The organism is Cytobacillus oceanisediminis, assembly GCF_022811925.1.
In the GTDB taxonomy this organism is placed as follows: domain Bacteria; phylum Bacillota; class Bacilli; order Bacillales; family Cytobacillaceae; genus Cytobacillus; species Cytobacillus oceanisediminis_D.
Genome location: NZ_CP065511.1, coordinates 4,529,421 through 4,544,581, shown reverse-complemented (window position 1 = coordinate 4,544,581; position 15,161 = coordinate 4,529,421). Strand labels below are relative to the sequence as shown.

General features: G+C 43.1%; 13 protein-coding genes, 1 tRNA gene and 1 other annotated feature. All 14 genes read left to right on the top strand.

Annotated features, from left to right (window positions below; genetic code table 11):
* Window positions 1-158: 158 nt before the first annotated feature.
* The 14 genes from IRB79_RS22825 (at window position 159) to tig (ending at window position 15,081) form a co-directional block, all read left to right on the top strand.
* Complete coding sequence (locus tag IRB79_RS22825; RefSeq protein ID WP_243505169.1) at window positions 159-1,226, top strand: GerMN domain-containing protein; 1,068 nt, start codon at window positions 159-161, stop codon at window positions 1,224-1,226.
* A gap of 165 nt (window positions 1,227-1,391) precedes the next feature.
* Entirely contained in the window at window positions 1,392-2,162 is a 771-nt protein-coding gene (rph, locus tag IRB79_RS22820; RefSeq protein ID WP_243505168.1) for a ribonuclease PH, read from the top strand.
* Window position 2,163: 1 nt separating this feature from the next.
* Window positions 2,164-2,775 (top strand): XTP/dITP diphosphatase, encoded by a 612-nt coding sequence (locus IRB79_RS22815; RefSeq protein WP_243505163.1) that lies wholly within the window; start codon window positions 2,164-2,166, stop codon window positions 2,773-2,775.
* The gene (locus IRB79_RS22810) at window positions 2,772-3,290 is read left to right on the top strand and encodes a metallophosphoesterase (protein ID WP_243505161.1); all 519 of its coding nucleotides are present in this window, start codon (window positions 2,772-2,774) and stop codon (window positions 3,288-3,290) included. Before IRB79_RS22815 ends, IRB79_RS22810 begins: the two co-directional genes overlap by 4 nt.
* Before the next feature lie 144 nt (window positions 3,291-3,434).
* Window positions 3,435-3,511: transfer RNA gene (locus tag IRB79_RS22805), tRNA-Arg, on the top strand.
* Window positions 3,512-3,976: 465 nt separating this feature from the next.
* Window positions 3,977-4,232, top strand: a binding site (T-box leader).
* 81 nt (window positions 4,233-4,313) lie between these two features.
* On the top strand, window positions 4,314-6,035 hold the full coding sequence (gene ilvB / locus IRB79_RS22800) for an acetolactate synthase large subunit (protein ID WP_243505160.1): 1,722 nt from the start codon (window positions 4,314-4,316) through the stop codon (window positions 6,033-6,035).
* Window positions 6,032-6,550, top strand: coding sequence for an acetolactate synthase small subunit (gene ilvN, locus IRB79_RS22795; RefSeq protein ID WP_009333175.1), 519 nt, complete (start codon window positions 6,032-6,034; stop codon window positions 6,548-6,550). The genes ilvB and ilvN overlap by 4 nt, the downstream gene beginning before the upstream one ends.
* A 51-nt stretch (window positions 6,551-6,601) precedes the next feature.
* A complete protein-coding gene (gene ilvC, locus IRB79_RS22790; protein WP_243505158.1) occupies window positions 6,602-7,624 on the top strand; it encodes a ketol-acid reductoisomerase in 1,023 nt (340 codons plus the stop codon).
* Window positions 7,611-9,155 carry a 2-isopropylmalate synthase gene (locus IRB79_RS22785; protein WP_243505150.1) on the top strand — a complete coding sequence of 515 codons (1,545 nt, stop codon included), beginning with the start codon at window positions 7,611-7,613 and terminating at the stop codon, window positions 9,153-9,155. The genes ilvC and IRB79_RS22785 overlap by 14 nt, the downstream gene beginning before the upstream one ends.
* A gap of 112 nt (window positions 9,156-9,267) precedes the next feature.
* A complete protein-coding gene (leuB, locus tag IRB79_RS22780) occupies window positions 9,268-10,380 on the top strand; it encodes a 3-isopropylmalate dehydrogenase (RefSeq protein WP_243505149.1) in 1,113 nt (370 codons plus the stop codon).
* A gap of 97 nt (window positions 10,381-10,477) precedes the next feature.
* Entirely contained in the window at window positions 10,478-11,893 is a 1,416-nt protein-coding gene (gene leuC, locus IRB79_RS22775) for a 3-isopropylmalate dehydratase large subunit (protein ID WP_243505147.1), read from the top strand.
* Window positions 11,894-11,909: 16 nt separating this feature from the next.
* Window positions 11,910-12,503, top strand: a complete 594-nt coding sequence (leuD, locus tag IRB79_RS22770; RefSeq protein ID WP_243505144.1) for a 3-isopropylmalate dehydratase small subunit — start codon at window positions 11,910-11,912, stop codon at window positions 12,501-12,503.
* 101 nt (window positions 12,504-12,604) lie between these two features.
* Window positions 12,605-13,633, top strand: coding sequence for a tetratricopeptide repeat protein (locus IRB79_RS22765; protein WP_243505141.1), 1,029 nt, complete (start codon window positions 12,605-12,607; stop codon window positions 13,631-13,633).
* 161 nt (window positions 13,634-13,794) lie between these two features.
* Window positions 13,795-15,081 carry a trigger factor gene (tig, locus tag IRB79_RS22760; protein WP_243505131.1) on the top strand — a complete coding sequence of 429 codons (1,287 nt, stop codon included), beginning with the start codon at window positions 13,795-13,797 and terminating at the stop codon, window positions 15,079-15,081.
* Window positions 15,082-15,161 lie beyond the last annotated feature (80 nt).

The window sequence follows — 15,161 nt, the reverse complement described above, 5'->3', positions numbered from 1 at the left end:
TTATGGGGGCTTCTTTTTTTAATGGATGCCATTTCACACCTCTTTCCGATTTGTCCAAATTTGTCAAAAATCTATTAACACTTTTATCCCAAAAGACGGTCTAAATTTCAGATAGGCTCGTATACATGTAGTACAAACTGTCTCAGGGGGGATTATGTATGTCTTTAAATAAAAAAACGTCTATAGTGTCAGCTGTGCTGGTATCATCTGTTCTATTATCAGGCTGCGGATTGTTTGGAAGCCAGGGGAAGGAAAAAGTCGATCCGCCAAAAGCAGTATCTTATACCGATGAAGGCGAAAGTGTTGCCGAAGAAACAGCTGGAAAAGAAACAGCCGAAAATGAAGAGGGTGTTACGGCAAATCTTAAAACAGAGCTTTACTTGATTGATAAGAATGGGTATGTCGTTCCCCAGACAATTGATCTTCCAAAAACTAATTCAGTTGCTACACAGGCGTTAGAGTATCTGGTAGAAAACGGTCCTGTTACAGAGCTTCTTCCTAATGATTTCCGAGCAGTCCTTCCGGCTGATACAAAAGTTTCTGTAAATATTAAAGATAAAGTTGCAACCGTTGATTTTTCAAAAGAATTTCAGGAATATGCTCCAGAAGATGAAAAGAATATTCTTCAATCAGTTACCTGGACACTTACACAATTTGATTCCATTGATAAAGTTAAGCTGACATTAAACGGACATGAATTAAAAGAGATGCCTGTGAATGGCACTCCGGTCAGTTCGGCGTTAAGCAGAGCTAATGGAATAAACATGGATACAACGGAAGTAGTGGATATCACGAATACGAAGCCGGTTACCGTTTATTATCTGGGCGGGGATGAAGAAAACTATTATTACGTGCCTGTCACCAAGCGTGTCAGCAATGATATGGACAATAAAGTTGAAGCGGTTGTATCCGAACTGATAAAAGGGCCGAACTATGCTTCCAATCTGGTGACAGACTTCCTTCCGGATGTAGAGCTGCTTGAAGCTCCTAAAATTGAAGAAGGAAAAGTCACATTAAACTTCAATGAGAATGTCTTCAGCAGCTTCGAAGAGAAAATGATTTCCAAGCACTTGCTGAATGCCCTTGTCCTTTCACTGACAGAACAAAAGGGCATCGAAAGTGTGGCGGTCACAGTCGATGGCAAAGCAGAGATTGTCAATGAGGATGGCCAAAAACTATCCGAACCTGTAACCCGTCCTGAAAATGTGAATACAGGAAGTTTTTAATAGACCAGATTTTGTTATACTATATAGTAACAGGAAAAAGGGGTTGGCATTTAATGCCGCCTCTTCTTTGTTGGTAAAATGAAGGCATGCCAATGTACCTGAGCAAATGATACATATGTCGTACTAAATAATTTTTATCTTAGCAAAAGAAGGGGGAATCAGCTTATGCGTGCAGATGGACGTGAACCGGAGCAGCTTAGGCCTATACATATTGAAACAGATTACTTAAAGCATCCTGAGGGCTCTGTCCTTATAACCGTGGGAGACACGAAGGTGATTTGTACAGCAAGTATCGATGAGAGGGTCCCTCCTTTTATGAGGGGACAGGGGAAAGGCTGGATAACAGCTGAATATTCCATGCTTCCAAGAGCAACAGAACAGAGAAATATCAGGGAATCAGCGAAAGGGAAAATTTCAGGGAGAACAATGGAAATCCAGCGCCTGATCGGCCGTGCTCTCCGTGCAGTGGTGGATCTTGATGCACTTGGCGAAAGAACGGTTTGGCTTGATTGCGACGTAATCCAGGCGGATGGAGGGACCCGGACAGCATCCATTACAGGAGCCTTTGTTGCTATGGCACAGGCGATGGATAAACTATACAGCAGCAAGAAGCTTACTCACTATCCAATCAATGATTTTCTTGCTGCCACAAGCGTGGGAATTCTTAAAAATAAGCAGGCTGCAGTGGATTTGAATTATATTGAAGACTCCTCTGCTGAAGTAGATATGAATGTCGTTATGACTGGCAGCGGTGAGTTTGTGGAACTTCAGGGAACTGGAGAAGAAGCGACTTTTTCTTATACCCAGCTGCAGGAAATGCTGGGTGCTGCACAGGAAGGGATTTCAGAGCTGTTTGAGTTTCAAAAGGCTGCCCTTGGGGAGAAAATCACAGAAAGCATTCAAGGCAAAAGAGAAAAGCTGGAGGGGAGGTCATAGCATGCAGGAAGTTATTATCGCTACTAAAAATGCGGGCAAAGCGAGAGAATTTGAACGGATGTTCAAGCCTCTTGGGTATGAGGTTAAAACGATGCTGGATTATCCGGATTTTCAGGATGTAGAGGAAACAGGAAGCACGTTTGAAGAGAATGCCATTCTTAAAGCGGAAGCCGTTTCTAAAGCTTTTGGAAGAATGGTAATTGCCGATGATTCGGGGCTAATCATTGATGCGCTTGGAGGAAAGCCAGGCATCTATTCCGCCCGCTATGCAGGCGAAGAAAAAAACGACCAGAAAAACATGGACAAGGTTCTCGATGAGCTCGAAAGCATTCCGGATCATAAGCGGCAGGCTCGGTTCTATTGCGCTCTTGCAATCGCTGCTCCCGGAAAAATTACTGAAACAGCTGCAGGAACTTGTGAAGGCCATATCTTAAGAGAAAAAAGAGGGACTTATGGATTTGGCTATGATCCTATCTTTTTTGCAGAAGCTAAGGGCAAAGCAATGGCTGAATTAATGCCGGAGGAAAAAAGCCAGATCAGCCATAGGGCGAATGCTCTCAAAAAGCTGGAGGAGCTGCTTCCTTCTTTCATGGCCGGAGCTGAGAACTCATGAAAGTTCTGATTGTCAGTGATAGCCATGGGTTAACCTCTGAACTCAGCCAAATTCGCGAAATGCATCCTGATATGGATTTGATGATTCACTGCGGAGATTCTGAGCTTCAGGCAGATCATGAATCATTAAGAGGATACGCTGCTGTAAGAGGAAATTGTGACTTTGAGGCAGCTTTCCCGGAGGATAGAATAGAAGAAGCTGGGGGAATCCGCTTTTTCGTCACACACGGCCACAGATATTCCGTTAAGTCTACCTTAATGAATCTGGCATACAGGGCACGTGAAATGGAAGTAGATATCGTATGTTTTGGCCATTCACATGGTCTGGGAGCTGAATTGTCTGATGGGATATTATTTATTAACCCTGGAAGCATACGGCTACCCAGAGGAAGAAACGAAAAGACATATGTCATACTGGAAGCCAGGGGAAAAGATGTTACACTGGATGTGTATGACTTATCTAATGGGAAGATTCCTGATTTGACACAAAATTTTTCACTGGTAAAAAGCGATTAATTTGAATATAATAACAGAGGGAAGCCAGTCTTCCCTCAATAATAAAAAAATATCTTACAAAGTGTTGACTTCTTAACATTTGTCTAATATAATAAATCTTGTCGTTGAGTTAATTAATCTCAATCAAGTGAAATTATTCAATACGTCCCAGTAGCTCAGCCGGATAGAGCAACGGCCTTCTAAGCCGTCGGTCGGGAGTTCGAATCTCTCCTGGGACGCCATTTACACATCTGGCAACACTACATATCTTACCGAATTCTTACTCACCATTTTGGTGAGTTTTTTTGTTTTAGTTTAGTTTTTAATGGCAGCGTCTTCCAGTGCAACCCTCGATACTTAAATCGTCTTTGCAAACCTCTTAATATTTGAACCCCATTTCAGCTGTCATCTCCCATAATTAAAAAATTCTCTAAAATTTTTTTGTTCCAGGGAATGTGAATATATCAACAATGTAAGCGGATACAGAAAAACAGATTAATCGAAATTATCAAATAATTCACGAAAAGGGTGTTGACGGCTGATAAAAATGGGCGTAAGATAGTCCTCAATATAAGAAATTCACACCTTTAAGTTAAATAGAATTATAACCTTCATCTAAGTGAAATCTCTCTCTCAATATGAATTTTTTTAACTTAATAATTCAGTGGTTTAAAGCGTTAATGTTTTAAGGGGTTTAACTCCGAATAGGAAAAGCGTAGAAGAGGATAAGTAGTTTTATGACAGGCATTCACAGAGAGCCGGATCTGCTGAAAACCGGTAATGCCCTCTTAAAATGAACTCACCTCTGAGCGCAGTCCTGAAAGATGATCGATTAGGGGCTGCCGGGTGTTCTTCACCCGTTATCAAAACGGACAGCATTTGGCTGTTCATGAGTGCACGCACTATAAGCGTGAATCAGGGTGGTACCGTGGAACAGGTTATCAAAGCCTTTTCATCCCTTATACCTACAATCGATAGGTGTCTTTAGGGGTGGAAGGGCTTTTTATATTGGAGTTATAAAAAACAAGAGGAGGTTATCAACAAATGCTGCAGGAAGCTGCCTTAACAGAAACAAAAACGGAGACACATCCTGTCACCGGTGCTGATCTGTTATTAAGAGCCTTGGAGAAAGAAAATGTTGAAGTGATTTTTGGTTATCCTGGAGGAGCTGTTCTTCCACTCTACGACAAACTGTATCATTCAGAGATTCTTCATGTGCTGCCGCGTCATGAACAGGGAGGAATTCATGCTGCTGAAGGGTATGCCCGGATATCTGGAAAGCCGGGTGTTGTAATTGCCACTTCAGGACCAGGGGCCACTAATATTGTTACCGGGCTTGCAGACGCAATGATGGATTCACTTCCGCTGATTGTTTTTACAGGCCAGGTGGCAACGGGAGTCATTGGATCAGACGCCTTTCAGGAGGCAGATATCCTGGGGATAACCACTCCAATTACAAAATACAATTATCAGGTCCGCAGCATTGAAGATATCCCGAGAATTGTTAAAGAAGCTTTTTATATAGCTTCAACTGGCAGGCCAGGACCGGTACTGATCGATATCCCTAAAGACATCGCTGCGGGAGTCTCAGATCAGCCTGAGGAAGAAAAGGAAGTGAATCTGCCGGGATATCAGCCGACATTAAAACCAAATTACCTGCAAATAAGGAAATTAACTGAAGCAGTCAGCAGATCGAAAAAGCCTGTCATCTTGGCTGGTGCTGGCGTGCTTCATGGAAGAGCATCCAAAGAATTAAAAGAGTACGCAGAGCAGCAGCGAATTCCTGTTATTCACACACTCCTGGGCCTCGGCGGATTCCCGGCAGATCATCCATTATTCATCGGAATGGCGGGGATGCATGGCTGTTATGCAGCCAATATGGGACTTACAGAATGTGACTTGCTGATAAATATTGGAGCCCGCTTTGATGACAGATTAACAGGAAACTTACAGCATTTTGCGCCACATGCAACAGTCGCCCATATTGATATTGATCCTGCTGAAATAGGCAAGAACGTTCCAACGTCCATTCCGATTGTGGCAGATGCAAAAGAAGCTCTTGAGCAGCTGATTCTGCAGGATGGAAAACCACCGGCCCATAAAGAATGGATGGAAACCATCCTGAGGTGGCAGAAGGAATATCCATATTTCTATGATAAAGAGTCTGGACGATTGAAGCCCCAGAAAGTCATGGAAATGCTCCATTCAAAAACGGAAGGGAATGCCATCGTCGTTACAGACGTAGGACAGCATCAAATGTGGGCAGCCCAATACTACCGCTTTAATAAGGCAGACAGATGGGTGACTTCAGGAGGGCTTGGAACAATGGGATTTGGTTTCCCTGCCAGCATCGGAGCTCAGTTGGCCGACCCGGAAGCTTGTGTACTCGCTATTTGCGGAGATGGAGGGTTTCAAATGTCAACGCAGGAGCTTGCCATTATACAGGAAATGAACCTGCCGGTGAAAATTATCATTTTTAATAATATGGCCCTTGGCATGGTTAGGCAATGGCAGGAGATCTTTTATGAATCCCGTTTCTCTCACAGCAAAATCCCGGTACAGCCATCTTTCGTAAAATTGGCAGAAGCTTACGGAATAAAAGGATATGTCATTCAATCTGAAGAAGAAGCTGAAGAGTTATTGGATGAAGTGCTTCATAACCGCGAACCAGTACTTATCGATTTCCGGGTGGATCCGGATGAAAATGTGTATCCGATGATTGCACCTGGAAAAGGACTTCATGAAATGGCAGGTGTAAAACCATGAAAAGAGTCATATGCCTGACTGTTATGAATCGGCCGGGTGTTCTAAACAGAATCACTAATTTATTTTCCAAAAGAAACTTTAATATTGAGAGCATTTCAGTTGGCCTGTCCGAACATGAAGGGATGTCGCGCATCACTTGTGTGGTCCATGTTGAGGACTCCAGTGCCAGTGAACAAATTACAAAACAGCTAAACAAGCAAATCGATGTGATAAAAGTGACTGATATCACGGATCAATCGATAGTGGCAAGAGAGCTCGCCCTCATTAAAGTTCAGGCGGTCCCTTATACCAGAAATGAAATTTACTCTTTAATTGAACCGTTCAGAGCTTCTGTTATAGATGTCAGCAAGGATAGCATGACCGTTCAGATTACAGGTGAATCTGATAAAGTAGAAGCTTTCATTGAACTCATTAAGCCATATGGAATCAAAGAGCTTGCCCGGACGGGAACAACGGCATTCCCTAGAGGAACACAGCGTACTTCCCAGCAGTCCAAGTCATATTCTATTGTTTAATAAATTCTACTACTAAAATAAAAATAATTTAATCTGAGAGGAAGATAAAACATGGCAAAAATGTACTATAACGGAGATGCAAATGCAGCGTATTTAAACGGAAAGAAAGTAGCGGTTATCGGATACGGATCTCAGGGACATGCGCATGCGTTGAATATGAGGGACAGCGGTGTTGAAGTCGTAATCGGCCTTCGCAAAGGGAAGTCCTGGGAAAAAGCAGAAGAAGACGGTTTCCAGGTATACTCAGTCGGTGAGGCAGCAGCACAGGCAGATGTAGTGATGATCCTATTGCCGGATGAACACCAGCCAAAAGTATACAAGGAAGAAATTGAACCGACTCTATCAAACCAGGCATTAATGTTTGCCCATGGATTTAATATTCATTTTAATCAGATCGTGCCTCCAAAAGAGTGTGATGTATTGCTTGTAGCTCCGAAAGGGCCAGGACATTTGGTCAGAAGAACATATGAACAGGATGCAGGTGTCCCAGCCCTGTTTGCAGTCCATCAGGACGTAACAGGAGAAGCAAAGGAGCTTGCCCTTTCTTACGCTAAAGCCATTGGATCACTTCGCGCAGGTGCATTGGAAACAACGTTTAAAGAAGAAACCGAGACAGATCTGTTTGGCGAACAGGCAGTGCTATGCGGAGGGCTGACTTCTTTGGTGAAAGCAGGATTTGAAACTCTTACTGAAGCTGGGTATCAGCCGGAACTGGCATACTTTGAATGTCTGCATGAGCTAAAACTCATCGTTGACCTTATGTATGAAGGCGGTCTGGAAGGAATGCGCTATTCCATCTCAGATACTGCTCAATGGGGAGATTTTGTCAGCGGCCCGCGGGTAGTAGATGCAAGAGTGAAAGAAGAAATGAAGGCAGTTTTGAAAGATATCCAGGAAGGCAATTTTGCTAAAGGCTGGATTTTGGAAAACCAGGCAAATAGACCGGTATTCAATGCCGTAAATCAGAGAGAAAATGAGCATCCGATCGAACAGGTTGGAAGAGAGCTTCGCAAGATGATGCCGTTTGTCAATAGCAGCAAGAAGAAAGAAGTGGTCGTCAGTGCGAACAATTAAGATATTTGACACAACCTTAAGAGATGGCGAACAATCGGCCGGTGTAAACCTTAACTTTTCCGAAAAGTTAGAAATTGCCAGGCAGCTGGAGCGCTTGAATGTTGATATTATTGAAGCTGGTTTTCCTGCAGCGTCAAAAGGTGATTTTGCTTCTGTACAGAAAATTGCCCAGACGATTAAAAATTGCTCGGTCACAGGCCTGGCAAGAGCAGTTATCTCTGATATAGATGCCGCATGGGGAGCATTGAAGGACGGGGCTGAGCCAAGGATACATACATTCCTGGCAACCTCTCCGATTCACAGACAATATAAGTTAAAGAAAACGAAAGAAGAAGTGGTTGAAACAGCAGTAGAAACAGTTAAGTATGCTGCTTCAAAGTTCCCGATCGTCCAATGGTCTGCGGAGGATGCTACCAGGACGGAATTGCCTTTTCTTGCTGAAATAATCGAACAGGTCATCCAGGCTGGGGCGACGATCATTAATATACCGGATACTGTTGGATACACAACACCGCAGGAATATGGAGAGATTTTTCAATATTTAAGAAATCATGTTCCTTCTATTGATAAAGTATCCTTATCAGCTCATTGCCATGATGACTTGGGAATGGCCATAGCTAATTCCCTTTCAGCTATAGAAAATGGAGCAACACAGATTGAGGGCACTATTAACGGGATTGGTGAAAGAGCAGGAAATGCGGCATTGGAGGAACTGGCGGTAGCCCTTTACATCCGAAATAATCATTATCAGGCTTCCACCCGTCTGAATCTTCAGGAAATCAGCAGAACGAGCAGCCTGATCAGCAAGCTGACAGGCATGGTGGTACCAGCCAATAAAGCGATTGTCGGAAGAAATGCTTTTGCACATGAATCAGGAATACACCAGGATGGGGTACTGAAGGAAAAAACAACTTATGAAATTATTTCCCCTGATCTAGTCGGATTCCAATCCAATTCCATGGTGCTTGGAAAACATTCTGGACGCCATGCCTTTAAAAACCGCCTGAGTGAACTTGGGCTTGAAGTAGCAGATGAAGAAGCAAACCGGCTATTCACAGTTTTCAAAGATTTGGCCGACCGCAAAAAAGAGATGACAGACGATGACCTTGCAGCCATCGTACTTGAAGAGAAGCTCTCCAAGGAACAGCGATTCTATGATTTGATTGGAATTCAAATTCAATATGGCACGAACTCTGTTCCGACGGCAACTGTTACCCTGTCAGGATCAAACAACGAAGTGATCCAGGAAGCCGGTACTGGAGCAGGAAGCATAGAGGCGCTGTATAACACATTGGAAAAATGCCTGAATGGAACAGCTAACCTTCTTGATTACCGCATTCAATCCGTAGGGGCAGGAAGAGACGCTTTAGCCCAGGTTTATGTAAAACTGAACTACGAAGGAATGGAAACCAGCGGCCGCGGATTGGCCCAGGATGTGCTCGAAGCTTCCTCAAAAGCTTACTTGAACGCTGTTAATAGAGTGATATATATGAAAGAAAAAGCACAGGCGCAAGCGGTAGAGGCGAATTAATAGAAGCTCCCTTTCCTCCCCGCGGGTTCGCTTTAGTGCCCCATGCTGAAATCAATATAACCAAAACAATAATCTATAAGCATAAACAAAAAAACAGACGGAGGGATTAAAAATGAAAAAACGTATCGCAGTACTTCCAGGAGATGGGATCGGCAAAGAAGTGGTGAAGGGAGCAATTGAAGTCCTGCAGGCCGTTGGAGAACGGTTCGGACATCAATTCCAATTTTCATATGGCAAAATTGGCGGTTCTGCTATTGATGCAGCCGGAACTCCACTGCCTGATGAAACGCTGGAGCTTTGCAAAGAAAGCGATGCGGTCATGCTGGGAGCGGTTGGAGGGCCTAAATGGGACCGGCAGCCTCCCCACCTTCGTCCTGAAAAGGGTCTCTTGAAGATCCGCAAGGAATTGAATCTCTATGCAAATCTGCGGCCAACTCAATATTATTCCAGCCTTTCTGATACTTCCCCATTAAAAAATGAAGTAATTGAAGGTGTGGATATGCTGATGGTCAGGGAATTAACTGGCGGCCTGTATTTCGGAAAGCCAAGCGAGAGGACCCAGCAAAACGGAAAAGATGCTGTGGTAGATACATTGTTTTATCAAAAAGAAGAAATGCGGCGTGTCATTAAACTGGCCTTTGAACTTGCCGGAAGCCGCCGTGGCAAGGTGACTTCTGTTGACAAGGCCAATGTCCTGGAATCAAGCCGAATGTGGAGAGAGGTAGCGGAGGACATTGCAAAGCAATATCCGGAAGTGGCATTGGAGCATATGCTTGTTGACAATGCAGCGATGCAAATGATTAAAAATCCGAAGCAATTCGATGTTGTAGTAACGGAAAATATGTTTGGTGATATTTTGAGCGATGAAGCTTCTGTATTGACTGGCTCTTTAGGGATGCTTCCTTCTGCCAGCATTTCGGAAAACGGGCCTTATTTATACGAACCAATCCATGGTTCAGCACCGGATATTCAAGGGAAGAATGCAGCCAATCCTATTGCCATGATTTTATCAGCAGCCATGATGCTTCGCTTATCTTTCGGAATGGAAGAGGAAGCTGAAGCGGTTGAAAATGCTGTTAATCAAGTGCTTGAAGCTGGCTATCGTACAAGAGATATTGTTTCATTTGGAAAAAAGGTGGTTACTACTTCTGAAATGATTGAAGAGGTAAAGGCTACCCTTTTGGATAACGAAGCTATTCTTAATATTATGGGGGCTTATGCATAAAAGCTGAAATGATGGCTGGACACAGTTTCAGCTGATTTTATAAACTGGGACACGGCCTTCATCGGCCGTGTTTCTTTTAAAAAGGGAGTGGAACAGAATGGGAAAATCAATAATAGATAAGATTTGGGAAAAGCATGTAGTCCACAGGGAAGAGGGGAAGCCGGATTTGATGTACATAGACCTCCACTTAGTGCACGAAGTTACATCCCCTCAAGCTTTTTCAGGTTTAAGAATGAAAAACAGAAAAGTCAGAAGGCCTGATAAAACGTTTGCTACAGTTGACCACAATATTCCTACTGATAACCGAAAAGTCATCAATGATCCTGTTGCACTGAACCAAATGACCACTTTGGAAAAAAACTGTTTGGAATTCGGCATCCCTCTTGCCGGGCTGGATAGTCCTGAACAGGGGATAGTCCATGTGATCGGGCCGGAGCTGGGGCTTACTCAGCCAGGCATGACAATTGTTTGCGGTGACAGCCATACATCCACTCATGGAGCTTTTGGATCAATAGCGTTTGGCATTGGAACAAGTGAAGTGGAGCATGTCATGGCTACCCAGACTTTATGGCAAAGCAAGCCTAAAACATTAAAAATGGAGATAAATGGCGAGCTGAAAAAGGGTGTTACCGCTAAAGATGTCATACTTTATATTATTGCCAAAAACGGAATTGGCTTTGGTACGGGCCATATTATTGAATATTGCGGGGATGCCATTGCGAAAATGTCAATGGAAGAAAGAATGACGATTTGCAATATGTCCATTGAAGGAGGAGCAAGGGCGGGGCTTGTCAGTCCTGATGAAACGACGTTTGCGTATCTGCAGGGGCGGAAGTATGCACCAGCAGGAGCTGAATTTACGCAGGCTGTCGATAATTGGAAAGAACTTGTATCCGATCCTGATGCGGCATACGATAAAACCATTCAAATTGATGCAGCAGATATTGCGCCAATGGTCAGCTGGGGGACGAATCCTTCTATGACTTCCAAAGTGAATGAACAACTTCCAAAACTTGAGGAATGCAAAAACGAGCTTGAACAAAAATCACTATCCAGAGCTTTAGATTATATGGGGCTGCAGGAAGGGCAGAAAATTGAAGACATTCAGATTCAGCATGTTTTCATCGGGTCCTGCACAAATTCCCGGCTGGAAGACTTAAAACAGGCCGCAGAAATAATTAGAGGGAAGAAGGTTCATCCTCAAGTCCGTGCACTTGTTGTTCCAGGGTCACAGCAGGTCAAAAAACAGGCGGAGGCTGAAGGACTGGATCTTATCTTTAAGCAGGCTGGTTTTGAATGGAGGGAATCAGGCTGCAGCATGTGTTTGAGCATGAATAATGATATTGTGCCAAGCGGCGAGCATTGTGCCTCAACATCAAACCGAAATTTTGAAGGACGCCAGGGATCAGGGGCCAGAACACATCTTGTCAGTCCATTAATGGCGGCGGCTGCAGCTTTGTACGGACATTTTGTGGATGTAGGTGCTTTGCTTAGCGCAGAAACAGTTCAATAAGAAGGAGGAGAACAAAATGAGCGGATTTAAAACACTGCAAGGGAAAGCTGCTGCTTTAGATAGAGCAAATGTGGATACCGATCAGATTATCCCCAAGCAATTTCTTAAAAGAATTGAGAAAACGGGGTTTGGACAGTATTTGTTCTATGACTGGAGATTTACAAAAGATGGTTTGCCTAACCCTGAGTTTGAGTTGAATAAGGAAGAAAACCAGGGTGCCCCTATCCTCATTGCAAATGAAAACTTCGGCTGCGGTTCTTCGAGGGAGCATGCACCATGGGCTTTAGGAGATTATGGCTTTAAAGTCATCATTGCCCCTTCATTTGCTGATATTTTTCATCAAAATTGCTTAAAAAATGGACTTTTGCCAATCACTCTTCCGGCTGAAACAGTCGAATATCTGCTCAAGCGTGCTAAAAGCCAGCCATACGAATTGAAGGTTGATTTGAAGAATCAAGTAATTGAAGATGAACATAATTTTTCAGCATCATTCTCTATAAATGATTACTGGAAAAAAATGCTGATTAATGGCTGGGATGAAATAGAGATTACCCTTCAATTGGAAACAAGCATTTCAACTTTTGAAGAAAAACAGTTAGCTGTACAGTAAGAATGTATGAAAGATTCATGGCGGTAAACCATGAATCTTTTTGTTTTTCTGCTGATTCATGCTACACTAACTTCAAAAATATAAGTTGAGGCGGTACTAGCATGGGAAAGCGGGAACGGAAAAAACAAAACAATAAAATCATTCTATTTCCCGGCCTTGAGAAAAGACTGCTGGAAAAGGGGCTGGAGTCCCTTCAGCAGAAAAGGTATCAGGAATCGATCCAGTTCTTTGAAGAAGCACTGGAGATGGAGCCTGAGAATACCGATGTCCATATCGGGCTTGTTCTGGCATATTATGAAGCGGGAGCGTTGGAAAAAGCGAAAGAACTGGCTAATAAAATGCTCCAGACAGGCATTGGGGATTACATACAAGTAATGGATCTTTATTTAATGATCCTTGTGCAGCTGCATCAATACAGCGAGATTGCAGCAATGATTGAAGTTTTGCTTGAAGAGAGGGAGATCCCGAAGGAGAAGTTTGAGCATTTTAGCAAAATGCTTGAGTTCAGCAGAAAGATGGCTGCTTCACCTTCTGAAGCCGAGATTGAAGCACCTGAAATGGAGGAATTCAAGGACAGGAAGCTCAATCTGTTCTCCTACCAGGATCAGCATGACCAAATGCAGATCGCTGCACAGCTGGCAGAACATAATATCAGGCCATATATAGAGGATATTAAAGCATATCTTGAAGCTCATGACGGTAATCCTTTCTTTAAAACGATGCTGTTAAATGTGCTTACCGAGCATGGGTATGATAAATATGTACGGATTCGGAAATTTAATAAAAGCGTTCGGGTTATTCCTGATGAACTCCCACCGGTACATCAGCAGCCGATGCTGTTAAAAATAGTCAATAAACTGGGGATTCAGCTCGAGCAGGAAGATCCGGTATTATATGAAAATACAAAGAGCCTTGCAGAAAGGCAATTTTTCCTGCTATATCCGCTTGAAGCCTCACCGGATAACGCTGCTTCCTGGGCGGCGGCATACCATATGCTTTCATATGAGTACCATGGTTTGGCCAGTTCTTTCAGCAAACTGGGAGATATTTATGAAGCTCCAGAAGAGGAAATTGAACAGGCTCTTGCCTTTATAAGAAAGATAGAAGAAATTTCTTATCCCAATATTTAGCCTTCAATGTTGAAAGACAGAGAGTGTATGTTATAATATAATGGTTGTATTATGTGTATATATACATTTTTATTTAATGGATATGGCTTGAGAAACAAGAGATATTCATAACATTCTGTGTTGAATGAAATGATAATAGATTTTTGGAGGGAAATGATTGTATGTCTGCTAAATTTGAAAAGTTAGAAGGGAACCGCGGGGTTCTTACAATTGAAGTAGATGCAGAGAAAGTGAACGAAGGCTTAGACGCTGCATTTAAAAAAGTAGTTAAGCAAGTAAACGTCCCAGGATTCCGTAAAGGAAAAATGCCTCGCGGAATGTTTGAAAAGCGTTTCGGAGTTGAATCTTTATACCAGGATGCAGTAGATTATCTTCTTCCAGAAGCTTATGCTAATGCAATCGACGAAACAGGCATTGAGCCGGTAGATCGTCCTGAAATCGATGTTGAGCAAATCGAAAAAGGAAAAAACCTTATCTTCAAAGCTACAGTTACTGTTAAGCCTGAAGTAAAGCTTGGCGAATACAAAGGCCTTGAAGTCAAGCCTCTTGAAACAAACGTTACGGATGAAGATGTTAACAGCGAGCTAACTTCACTTCAGGAAAGACAAGCTGAACTTGCCGTTAAAGAAGAAGGAAAAGCTGAAACTGGCGATACAGTTGTTATGGACTTTGAAGGATTCGTTGATGGCGAAGCTTTCGAAGGCGGAAAAGCTGAGAACTACTCACTTGAACTTGGTTCAGGACAGTTCATCCCTGGCTTTGAAGACCAATTGACTGGAACTGCTGCTGGAGAATCTAAGGAAGTTGAAGTTACTTTCCCAGAGGAATACCATGCTGCCGAGCTAGCTGGAAAGCCTGCAACATTCAAAGTAACTGTACATGAAATCAAAACAAAACAGCTTCCTGAGCTGGATGATGAGTTTGCTAAAGATGCAGACGAAGAAGTTGAAACTTTGGATGCATTAAAAGAAAAAATCAAAACTCGCTTAGAAGAAAGCAAGAAGCATGAAGCTGAGCACCATGTCCGCGATACTGTTGTTGAAGCAGCAGCTGCTAATGCAGAAATGGAAATTCCAGCTGCAATGGTTGACACAGAAGTTAACCGCATGATGCAGGAGTTCGAACAGCGTCTGCAAATGCAAGGCATGAATCTTGAACTATACTTCCAGTTCTCCGGACAGGATGAAGCTGCACTGCGCGAGCAAATGAAAGAGGAAGCTGAAAAGCGTGTACGCGTTAACCTGACTCTTGAAGCAATCGCAAACGCAGAAAACATCGAAGTAAGCGATGAAGAAGTTACAGAAGAGCTTAACAAAATGGCAGAAATGTACAACATGTCTGCTGACCAGATCACACAAGCTCTTGGAAGCCTTGAAGGCCTAAAAGCAGATCTTCAAATTAAAAAAGCAGTAGATTTCCTTGTGGAAAATAGCAAGACTGTTGCATAATAAAAGAAAAGCGGAGCCGACTGCACTGCCCCGACAAGCATAAGACGAATTACGGAGGAGGTTGTTAAACCTCAGTAGTA

What these genes read in the sequence shown, in the direction of transcription:
- IRB79_RS22810 (WP_243505161.1), top strand. Translation starts at nt 2,772, where the DNA reads ATGAAAGTTCTGATTGTCAGTGATAGCCATGGGTTAACCTCTGAACTC.
- ilvC (WP_243505158.1), top strand. Translation starts at nt 6,602, where the DNA reads ATGGCAAAAATGTACTATAACGGAGATGCAAATGCAGCGTATTTAAAC.
- IRB79_RS22825 (WP_243505169.1), top strand. Translation starts at nt 159, where the DNA reads ATGTCTTTAAATAAAAAAACGTCTATAGTGTCAGCTGTGCTGGTATCA.
- leuC (WP_243505147.1), top strand. Translation starts at nt 10,478, where the DNA reads ATGGGAAAATCAATAATAGATAAGATTTGGGAAAAGCATGTAGTCCAC.
- tig (WP_243505131.1), top strand. Translation starts at nt 13,795, where the DNA reads ATGTCTGCTAAATTTGAAAAGTTAGAAGGGAACCGCGGGGTTCTTACA.
- leuD (WP_243505144.1), top strand. Translation starts at nt 11,910, where the DNA reads ATGAGCGGATTTAAAACACTGCAAGGGAAAGCTGCTGCTTTAGATAGA.
- leuB (WP_243505149.1), top strand. Translation starts at nt 9,268, where the DNA reads ATGAAAAAACGTATCGCAGTACTTCCAGGAGATGGGATCGGCAAAGAA.
- IRB79_RS22765 (WP_243505141.1), top strand. Translation starts at nt 12,605, where the DNA reads ATGGGAAAGCGGGAACGGAAAAAACAAAACAATAAAATCATTCTATTT.
- rph (WP_243505168.1), top strand. Translation starts at nt 1,392, where the DNA reads ATGCGTGCAGATGGACGTGAACCGGAGCAGCTTAGGCCTATACATATT.
- ilvB (WP_243505160.1), top strand. Translation starts at nt 4,314, where the DNA reads ATGCTGCAGGAAGCTGCCTTAACAGAAACAAAAACGGAGACACATCCT.
- IRB79_RS22815 (WP_243505163.1), top strand. Translation starts at nt 2,164, where the DNA reads ATGCAGGAAGTTATTATCGCTACTAAAAATGCGGGCAAAGCGAGAGAA.
- ilvN (WP_009333175.1), top strand. Translation starts at nt 6,032, where the DNA reads ATGAAAAGAGTCATATGCCTGACTGTTATGAATCGGCCGGGTGTTCTA.